The sequence below is a fragment of the Sinomonas sp. genome, assembly GCF_051955515.1.
Taxonomy (GTDB): Bacteria; Actinomycetota; Actinomycetes; order Actinomycetales; family Micrococcaceae; genus Sinomonas.
Genome location: NZ_JBQCGQ010000127.1, coordinates 1 through 9277 on the forward strand (window position 1 = coordinate 1; position 9277 = coordinate 9277).

General features: G+C 69.0%; 8 protein-coding genes. 6 read left to right on the forward strand and 2 right to left on the reverse strand.

Going from position 1 to position 9277, the window contains the following annotated elements; translation table 11 throughout:
• The 6 genes from ACTHL9_RS06985 to pgl all read left to right on the forward strand — a co-directional run.
• On the forward strand, positions 1-1648 hold a 1648-nt coding region (locus ACTHL9_RS06985), incomplete at its 5' end, for a transketolase family protein (protein WP_440518125.1).
• Between the two features lie 67 nt (positions 1649-1715).
• Entirely contained in the window at positions 1716-2837 is a 1122-nt protein-coding gene (gene tal / locus ACTHL9_RS06990; RefSeq protein WP_440518126.1) for a transaldolase, read from the forward strand.
• A complete protein-coding gene (locus ACTHL9_RS06995; RefSeq protein WP_440518127.1) occupies positions 2834-4444 on the forward strand; it encodes a glucose-6-phosphate isomerase in 1611 nt (536 codons plus the stop codon). The genes tal and ACTHL9_RS06995 overlap by 4 nt, the downstream gene beginning before the upstream one ends.
• A 109-nt stretch (positions 4445-4553) precedes the next feature.
• A complete protein-coding gene (zwf, locus tag ACTHL9_RS07000; RefSeq protein WP_440518128.1) occupies positions 4554-6110 on the forward strand; it encodes a glucose-6-phosphate dehydrogenase in 1557 nt (518 codons plus the stop codon).
• Entirely contained in the window at positions 6107-7048 is a 942-nt protein-coding gene (locus tag ACTHL9_RS07005; protein WP_440518129.1) for a glucose-6-phosphate dehydrogenase assembly protein OpcA, read from the forward strand. The genes zwf and ACTHL9_RS07005 overlap by 4 nt, the downstream gene beginning before the upstream one ends.
• On the forward strand, positions 7038-7856 hold the full coding sequence (gene pgl, locus ACTHL9_RS07010; protein WP_440518130.1) for a 6-phosphogluconolactonase: 819 nt from the start codon (positions 7038-7040) through the stop codon (positions 7854-7856). Before ACTHL9_RS07005 ends, pgl begins: the two co-directional genes overlap by 11 nt.
• 123 nt (positions 7857-7979) lie before the next feature.
• Here the strand turns inward: pgl and secG are convergent, their stop codons facing one another.
• Entirely contained in the window at positions 7980-8237 is a 258-nt protein-coding gene (gene secG, locus ACTHL9_RS07015; protein WP_440518131.1) for a preprotein translocase subunit SecG, read from the reverse strand.
• 14 nt (positions 8238-8251) lie between these two features.
• The gene (gene tpiA, locus ACTHL9_RS07020; protein WP_440518132.1) at positions 8252-9064 is read right to left on the reverse strand and encodes a triose-phosphate isomerase; all 813 of its coding nucleotides are present in this window, start codon (positions 9062-9064) and stop codon (positions 8252-8254) included.
• Between the last annotated feature and the right edge of the window lie 213 nt (positions 9065-9277).

The following is a 9277-nucleotide window of genomic DNA, read 5'->3' on the forward strand; positions in this document are numbered from 1 at the left end:
CGAGTCGCCGTTCGACCACACCGTGTGGGTCATCGCCTCCGACGGCGACCTCCAGGAAGGCGTGACCTCCGAGGCCTCGTCGCTGGCTGGCCACCAGGAGCTGGGCAACCTCGTGGTGATCTACGACGAGAACCACATCTCGATCGAGGACGACACGGACATCGCCTTCACCGAGGACGTGCTCAAGCGCTACGAGGCCTACGGCTGGCACACGCAGCGCGTGGACTGGACCGCCTCGGGCGAGTACAAGGAAGACGTCCAGGAGCTCTACCGCGCCCTCGTGGCGGCGAAGGCCGAGACCGGCCGCCCCTCGATCATCTCGCTGCGCACCATCATCGGCTGGCCCGCCCCGACCAAGCAGAACACCGGCAAGATCCACGGCTCCGCCCTCGGCACCGACGAGGTCGGGGCCCTGAAGAAGGTCCTCGGCTTCGACCCCGAGAAGTCCTTCGAGATCGACCCGGAGGTCCTGGCGCACACGCGTGGCGCGCTCGAGCGCGGCCGTGAGGCGCGTGCGGCGTGGCAGGAGTCCTTCGATGCATGGAAGGCCGCCAACCCCGAGGGCGCCAAGCTCCACGAGCGCATCGAGGCCCGTCGCCTGCCCGAGGGCTGGGAGGAGTCTCTCCCTGAGTTCCCGGCCGGCAAGGAGGTCTCGACCCGCGCGGCGTCCGGCAAGGTCCTCAACGCCATCGGCCCGGTGCTTCCGGAGCTGTGGGGCGGCTCGGCCGACCTCGCCGAGTCCAACAACACCACGATCGAGGGTTCGCCGTCGTTCATCCCGGCCTCCCGTTCCACCGAGGCGTGGAAGGGCAACCCCTACGGGCGTGTCCTGCACTTCGGCATCCGCGAGCACGCTGCGGCCTCCATCGTCAATGGCATCACCCTCGGCGGGAAGACCCGGGCGTTCTCCGGCACGTTCCTGATCTTCTCCGACTACCAGCGCCCGGCGATCCGCCTCTCGGCACTCATGGGCATCCCGTCCACATACGTATGGACCCACGACTCGATCGGGCTCGGCGAGGACGGCCCGACGCACCAGCCGGTCGAGCAGCTCGCCTCCCTGCGCGCCATCCCGAACCTCGACGTCGTCCGGCCGGGCGACGCGACCGAGGTCGCCGTGGCCTGGAAGACCATCCTCGAGCGGCACGAGAACCCCGCAGGCATCGTCCTGACCCGCCAGAACCTCCCGACCTGGGAGCGCGGTGAGGGCGCGTTCGGCGACGCTTCCGGTGTGGCCAAGGGCGCCTACGTGCTCGCCGAGGCTCAGCGCAACGGCTCCGACGTCACCCCGGACGTGATCCTCATCGGCACCGGTTCCGAGGTCCAGCTCGCGGTCGCGGCCCGCGAATCGCTCGCAGCCGAGGGCATCGCCGCCCGCGTTGTCTCGATGCCATGCGTGGAGTGGTTCCAGGCGCAGGACGAGGCGTACCGCGAGTCGGTGCTGCCGTCGGAGGTGAAGGCGCGCGTCTCGGTCGAGGCTGGTCTTGCCCTCGGCTGGCGCGAATTCGTCGGCGACGCCGGCCGTTCCGTCTCCCTTGAGCACTACGGTGCCTCGGCTGACTACAAGACGCTGTTCCGCGAGTTCGGCATCACCGCAGAGACCGTGGCCGAGGCCGCCAGGGACTCTATCGCAGCCGTGCAGCGTTAAAAGAAGACAGGGTGCGGCTACCCCAGCATTCCGGGCATTGACCATCCCCTCACAAGGAGGAACGAAAATGACTACCCCCACTCAGGCGCTCTCGGACGCGGGCGTGTCGATCTGGCTCGATGACCTCTCCCGCCAGCGGCTCCAGGACGGCTCCCTCAAGGCCCTGATCGAGGAGAAGAACGTCGTGGGCGTGACCACGAACCCGACGATCTTCCAGGCCGCGATCACCAAGGGCCACGGCTACGACGACCAGCTGCGCGAGCTCGTCGCAGACGGCGCGGACGTGGAGCGCACGGTCTTCGAGCTGACTACGCGCGACGTGGCCGACGCGTGCGACCTCTTCGCCCCGGTCGCCGAGGCGACCAAGGGCGTTGATGGGCGCGTCTCGATCGAGGTCGACCCGCGCCTGGCGTGGGACACCGCGGGCACGATCGCCGAGGCCAAGAAGCTGCGCGAGAAGGTCGGCAAGTCCAACGTGCACATCAAGATCCCGGCCACGCTCGAGGGCCTCGAGGCCATCGCCGAGACCCTCGGGAACGGGATCAGCGTCAACGTGACCCTGATCTTCTCCCTCGAGCGGTACCGCGGGGTGATCAACGCGTTCATGACCGGACTGGAGAAGGCCAAGGCCAACGGCCACGACCTCTCCACGATCCACTCGGTCGCCTCGTTCTTCGTCTCCCGCGTGGACACGGAGGTCGACAAGCGCCTCGAGAAGATCGGCACCCCCGAAGCCGCGCAGCTGAAGGGCAAGGCCGGCCTGGCCAACGCCCGCCTTGCCTACCAGGTGTTCGAAGAGGAGTTCAGCTCCGAGCGCTGGAACCTGCTCGCCGAGGCCGGGGCCCTGCCCCAGCGCCCGCTGTGGGCCTCGACCGGCGTCAAGGACCCGAACCTGCCCGACACCCTCTATGTGGCCGGCCTCGTGGCCCCCGGGGTGGTGAACACGATGCCGGAGAAGACCCTCGACGCGACCTTCGACCACGCCGAGATCACGGGCGACACGGTCCGGGGCACCTACGAGGCGTCCAACGCGCACCTCGACGCGCTCGAGAAGATCGGCGTCTCCTACAACGACGTCGTCGCCGTCCTCGAATCCGAGGGCCTGGACAAGTTCGTCGCCTCCTGGAACGAACTCCTCGCCGACGTCGAGCAGACCCTCTCCGAGACCGCCCACGGGGCCCGTGCATGAGCGCGCTGACCTTTGACGCCACGGGTGCCGCGCGCGAGGCCGTCGAGGCCCGTGTGCCGGCACTCGTCGCCGACAATGTCGCAAGCCGGATCTTCGCGAAGGACCACACGCTGTGGGGCAAGGACGCGGAGGACGAGTCGGCCAAGCGCCTCGGCTGGGTCGAGGCAGCTACGGTGTCCCAGCCGCTCGTCGCGGACGTCGTGGCGCTGCGCGACGCGCTGCGGTCCGAAGGCGTGGACAGGATCGTCCTGTGCGGAATGGGCGGCTCCTCGCTCGCTCCCGAGGTCATCACGGCAACGGCCGGGGTCCCGCTCGTGGTCCTCGATTCGACGGATCCCGAGCAGGTCTCGGCCGCGTTGACCGAGCGCGTCGAGGCCACGGCCATCGTGGTGTCGTCCAAGTCGGGCTCCACCGTCGAGACGGACTCCCAGCGACGCGCCTTCGAGGCGTCCTTCGAAGCCGCCGGCATTGACGCGAAGCAGCGGATCGTCATCGTCACCGATCCCGGCTCCCCGCTCGACGCGGCGAGCCGCGAAGCGGGCTACCGCGCCGTCTTCAATGCCGATCCCAACGTCGGCGGACGCTACTCGGCGCTCACGGCCTTCGGTCTGGTGCCCTCGGGCCTCGCCGGGGTCGACATCCAGGCTCTGCTGGACGAGGCCGAGGAAGCCGTGGAGCTGCTCCGCGATGACTCCGAGGAGAACATCGGACTGCAGCTCGGCGCGGCCCTCGGGGGAACCACTCCCCTGCGGGACAAGATCGTGATCGTCGAGGATGGCTCCGGGATCAAGGGCTTCGCAGACTGGGCCGAGCAGCTGATCGCGGAATCGACCGGCAAGATCGGCAAGGGCGTCCTGCCCGTCGTCGCATCCGTGACTTCGCCAGAGGTTTCGGAGGGTGCTGACGACGTTCTCGTGGTGCGTCTCGTGTCAGCCGACGGTGAGCCCGTACTCGGGACGAATGAGGCCGCGATCGGCGGCACGCTGGCCACGCAGATGCTCGTTTGGGAGTTCGCGACTGCGGTTGCAGGCCGTCTCCTCGGCATCAACCCGTTCGACCAGCCCGACGTCGAGGCCGCCAAGCAGGCGGCACGAGGGCTCCTCGATGCCCGCCCCGAGCCGACAGGGGCTACCTTCACGGAGGGTGCCATCGAGGTTCGCGGCGGCGAGTGGCTCGGCGGGGCGTCCACGGTCGAGGAGGCCGTCAAGGCGCTCCTCGCGCAGCTTGGCGGAGACGGGTACGTGAGCGTTCAGGCGTATCTCGACCGCCTCGCGTACCCGCAGCTAGAAGGTGTGCGGGACCAGCTGGCCAAGGCCACGGGGCGTCCGACGACGTTCGGCTGGGGACCGCGCTTCCTCCACTCGACCGGGCAGTACCACAAGGGCGGCCCAGCGGTCGGCGTGTTCCTCCAGGTCACCGCAGCAGCCTCGACGGACGTCGAGATCCCCGGACGGCCGTTCTCGTTCGCGCAGCTCATCGAGGCCCAGGCGGCCGGAGATGCCCAAGTGCTCGCCGAGCATGGGCGTCCCGTCCTGCGGCTGCACCTCACCGACCGCGCCGCGGGTGTCCAGCAGCTGACCGACGTCGTGTCGGCCCTCGCGCGCTGAGGCTCCAAGCCGCCGGCCCGGCCCCTTCAGGCGGGGCCGGCGGCTTCTGCTCGTTTGTGCTTCCGCTCTCGTGGTGTGCGGACCGCATCAGATGGAATAGAAAGGCATCATGCCAGAGAACGACTACGGCGCGACCGGGTCGAAGCGGCGCAATCCGCTACGCGACCCGCGTGACCGGCGCCTGAACCGCATCGCGGGCCCCTCGTCGCTCGTCCTCTTCGGAGTCACGGGCGACCTCGCGCGCAAAAAGCTCATGCCCGCCGTGTACGACCTCGCCAACCGCGGCCTCCTCCCGCCGAGCTTCGCGCTCGTCGGCTTCGCCCGCCGTGAGTGGGAGCACGAGGACTTCGCGGAAGAGGTCAAGGCGTCCGTCAAGCAGTACGCCCGTACGCCCTTCGACGAGGCAGTGTGGGCCCAGCTGAACGAGGGCGTGCGGTTCGTCCAGGGCGCCTTCGACGACGACGAGGCCTTCGAACGCCTCAAGGCGACACTCGCTGAGCTCGACGAGAAGCGGGGAACCCGCGGGAACCACGCGTTCTACCTCTCGATCCCGCCGAAGGCGTTCGAGCAGGTCTGCCGGCAGCTCTCCGAGCATGGGCTGGCCCAGCCACAGCCGGGCAAGTGGCGCCGTGTCGTCATCGAGAAGCCCTTCGGCCACAACCTCGAGTCTGCCCGCCAGCTCAACGACATCGTCGAATCGGTCTTCCCACCGGACGCGGTCTTCCGCATCGACCACTATCTGGGCAAGGAAACCGTTCAGAACATCCTGGCGCTCCGCTTCGCGAATCAGCTGTTCGAGCCCATCTGGAACGCGAATTATGTAGACCACGTCCAGATCACGATGGCTGAGGACATCGGCACCGGCGGTCGAGCCGGCTACTACGACGGCGTCGGCGCCGCACGCGACGTCATCCAGAACCACCTCCTCCAGCTCCTCGCCCTCACGGCCATGGAGGAGCCGATCTCCTTCGATGCAGAGGACCTCCGTGCCGAGAAGGAGAAGGTCCTCGCCGCGGTGCGCCTCCCGAAGGACCTCTCGCTGCACTCCGCCCGCGGCCAGTTCGCCGGCGGATGGCAGGGCGGCGAGCTCGTGAAGGGCTATCTCGAGGAAGAGGGAATTCCCGCCGACTCCACAACGGAGACCTACGCCGCCATCCGGGTCGACATCCACACGCGCAGGTGGGCAGGCGTTCCCTTCTATCTGCGCGCAGGCAAGCGCCTCGGCCGCCGGGTGACGGAGATCGCCGTCGTCTTCAAGAAGGCCCCGAACTTGCTCTTCGGAGACCAGGGCACCGCCGAGTTCGGCCAGAACGCGGTCGTCATCCGGGTTCAGCCGGACGAGGGCGCCACGATCCGCTTCGGTTCGAAGGTCCCGGGCACCCAGATGGAGGTGCGCGACGTGAGCATGGACTTCGGCTACGGCCACTCGTTCACCGAGTCCTCCCCCGAGGCCTACGAGCGCCTCATCCTGGACGTCCTCCTCGGCGAGCCGCCGCTGTTCCCGCGACACGAGGAGGTCGAGCTCTCCTGGAAGATCCTCGATCCGTTCGAGGAGTACTGGGCGGCCACCGGCGACAAGCCCGAACCCTACGCACCTGGCAGCTGGGGCCCGGCGTCCGCTGACGCTCTCATGGCCCGCGACGGACGCTCTTGGAGGCGGCCTTGATCATCGACCTTCCCCACACGACGACCTCGAAGGTCTCGAAAGAGCTCATGAATCTCCGCCACGAAGGCGGCGTCGTGGCGCTCGGCAGGGTCCTCACCCTCGTGGTCATCACGAAGCACGGCTACGAAGAAGAGGCCATCGAGGCGGCCAATCAGGCAAGCCGGGAGCACCCGTGCCGCATCATCGTGCTCGTCGACTCGGGCCGCGACTCGGCCGACCGTATCGACGGGCAGATCCGCGTGGGCGGCGACGCCGGTGCCTCCGAGGTCGTGGTCCTGCGGGGCTACGGCCGCCTCGCCGAGGAGAGCGAGTCGCTCGTCGCAGCGCTCCTGCTTCCGGACGCGCCGATCGTGGCATGGTGGCCTCATGGCGCCCCGACGAACGCGTCGGCCACGTCCGTGGGCTGCATCGCCCACCGTCGCATCACGGACTCCGGGAACGAGCCAGACCCGACCGAGGCGCTGTACCGCATCCGCGAGACGTACCGGGCGGGCGACACGGACCTCGCGTGGACGCGGGTGACGAACTGGCGCATCCAGCTCGCAGCTGCACTCGACCAGGCAGACGACTCCACCGTCACGGCGGTCACGGTCGAGGGGGCCTCTGACTCGCCGAGCACGGCGCTTCTGGCGGCTTGGCTCACCCTCGAGCTCGACGTCCCGGTCACGATCGTGGCCGATCCCGCGGGAACGGGCATCCGGCGCGTCCGGCTCAGCCGATCCTCGGGCGACATCCAGCTCTACCGTCCGGGCCTCACCGTCGCAGAGCTCACCCAGCCGGGCCAGCCCGCGCAGCGGATCGCGCTCCCGCGACGCACTCTTCAGGATTGCCTCGCCGAAGAGCTCCGGCGGCTGGACCCTGACCTGGTGTTCGGCGAAGTCCTTGCAGAAGGCCTTCCGCGGACCAACCTCAGGAGCGTGACGCCCAGTGAGCGCTGATCCCCGCGTCAGCATCCATCCCGACTCGTCGGTGCTGCTGGCCGCGATCGCGGCCCGCCTCATCACGAAGCTCGTCGACACCCAGGACCGGTACGGCGACGCGACGATCGTCCTGACCGGCGGCACCATGGGCATCGGGACGCTTCGGGCAGTCGCAGAGTCCCCCGCCTGCCGTGCCGTGGACTGGTCGAAGGTCAACGTCTGGTGGGGCGACGAGCGCTTCGTCGAGGCGGCTTCTCCAGACCGCAACGTGCTCCAGGCAAAGGAAGCCCTCCTCGACAAGCTCCCGCTGGATCCTGCGCGTGTTCACCTCCCGGGCGACGCCGGGAGCTTCGAAAGCCCCGACGACGCCGCCGCGGACTACGAGCGCCAGCTCGCCGAGGCTGCGGCCCGCGAGCACGAGTCAGACTTCTCGGACAACCGCCCCGACGAGCCGGGCCGCCTACCGCGCTTCGACGTGCTGCTCCTGGGCGTGGGCCCCGACGCGCACGTCGCGTCGCTGTTCCCCGAGATGGCGGGCATCCGCGAGACGCAGCGGATGGTCGTCGGCGTGACGAACTCGCCGAAGCCACCGCCGTCGCGCATCACTCTGACGCTCCCCGCGATCAAGTCCGCGGGCGAGGTCTGGATGCTCGTCGCCGGCGAGGACAAGGCGGGCGCCGTCGGCCTCGCCCTCGCCGGGGCCGGCAGCGTCCAGGTCCCCGCGGCAGGTGCTCGGGGAAAGAACCGCACACTCTGGCTCATTGACGCCGCCGCTGCCGCGCAGGTCCCGGAGAATCTGCTCCGGAAGGAACCGGCCTCGGCCTAAAAGCTTGCTCCGTCACGGCCGCAGGGTCTCGACCCTGCGGACGTGACGGAGCAAGCGGGGGGACACCGCAGAGGGCGGGAACAGCATGTGCTGTTCCCGCCCTCTTCTTCTAGGAGGCCTTTCTCAGGACTCGCCGGTCCCCGAGAAGCGCATGATGAGACCCAGAGCGATGATGACGACGCCCCACGTGAGGCCGAGGATGATGGTGAAGCGGTTCAGGTTGCGCTCTGCGACGCCGGAGGAAGCGAGGCCAGAAGACATCCCGCCACCGAACATGTCGGAGAGGCCTCCGCCGCGGCCCTTGTGCATCAGGATGAGAAGGGTCAGCAGGAGGCTCGTGATGCCGAGCAGAATCTGCAGGATGATCTGGAGTACTTGCACGTCGTGCCTCTCTGCTACGCGCCAGCGTGGCTTTCGAACCTGACAATGCTAGCAAACTCGGCTGGGTCCAAGCTGGCGCCGCCCACGAGCACGCCGTCCACGTCGGTCTGGCCGAGGATCGCGGCTGCGTTCCCGGACTTCACCGAGCCGCCATACAGGAGCCGTGCGGAGTTCGCCGCCTTGGCGCCGAAGCTCGCCGCCAACTCGCTGCGGATCGCGGCGCACATCTCCTGGGCGTCCTCCGGACCCGCCACCTCGCCGGTGCCGATCGCCCACACGGGCTCGTAGGCGACAACGAGGGTGGAGATCTGCTCAGCCGTGAGGCCCTCCACGTCCGCGCGCAGCTGTCCAAGGGTATGCTCCACGTGCTGGCCCGCCTGGCGAACCTCGAGCCCCTCCCCCACGCAGAGCACCGGAACGAGGCCGTGGCGGTACGCCGCCTTCGTCTTGGCGTTGAGCACCTCGTCCGTCTCGCCGTGGATCGTGCGGCGTTCGCTGTGGCCCACGAGCACGTAGGTGCAGCCGAGCTTCGCGAGGAACGCCCCGCTGATGTCGCCGGTATAGGCTCCCGAATCGAACTGCGAAAGGTCCTGGCCGCCGTACACGACCTTGAGGTCGTCGCCCTGGACGAGGGTCTGGACGCCGCGAAGATCGGTGAACGGCGGGAACACTGCGACCTCGACGCGTCCGAAGTCGTGGCGCGCGTCCTCGAGGGTCCAGGCGAGCTTCTGGAGCAGGGTGATGGCCTGGACGTGGTCCATGTTCATCTTCCAGTTGCCGGCGATGAGCGGAGTGCGGTCGAACGATCCGTTCGAGGAAGTGGTCACGTTGTCTCCTGTGGTGGTGCTGGAAGCGTGGCGAGGGGCGGGGGCGGCCCCCCCCCCCAGGGGCGGGGGGGCCCGCGCCCCCCCCCCCCCACCCCCCCCCCCACCCCCCCCCCCCCCCCCCACGGCCCACCCCCCCCCCCCACCCCAACAAAACACCCAACCCCCCCCCCACCCACAACCACCCCCCCCACACACCCCCCCCCCCCCCCCCCC

Coding starts and splice junctions, on each gene's coding strand:
- ACTHL9_RS06995 (WP_440518127.1), top strand. CDS start 2,834: ATGAGCGCGCTGACCTTTGACGCCACGGGTGCCGCGCGCGAGGCCGTC.
- tal (WP_440518126.1), top strand. CDS start 1,716: ATGACTACCCCCACTCAGGCGCTCTCGGACGCGGGCGTGTCGATCTGG.
- zwf (WP_440518128.1), top strand. CDS start 4,554: ATGCCAGAGAACGACTACGGCGCGACCGGGTCGAAGCGGCGCAATCCG.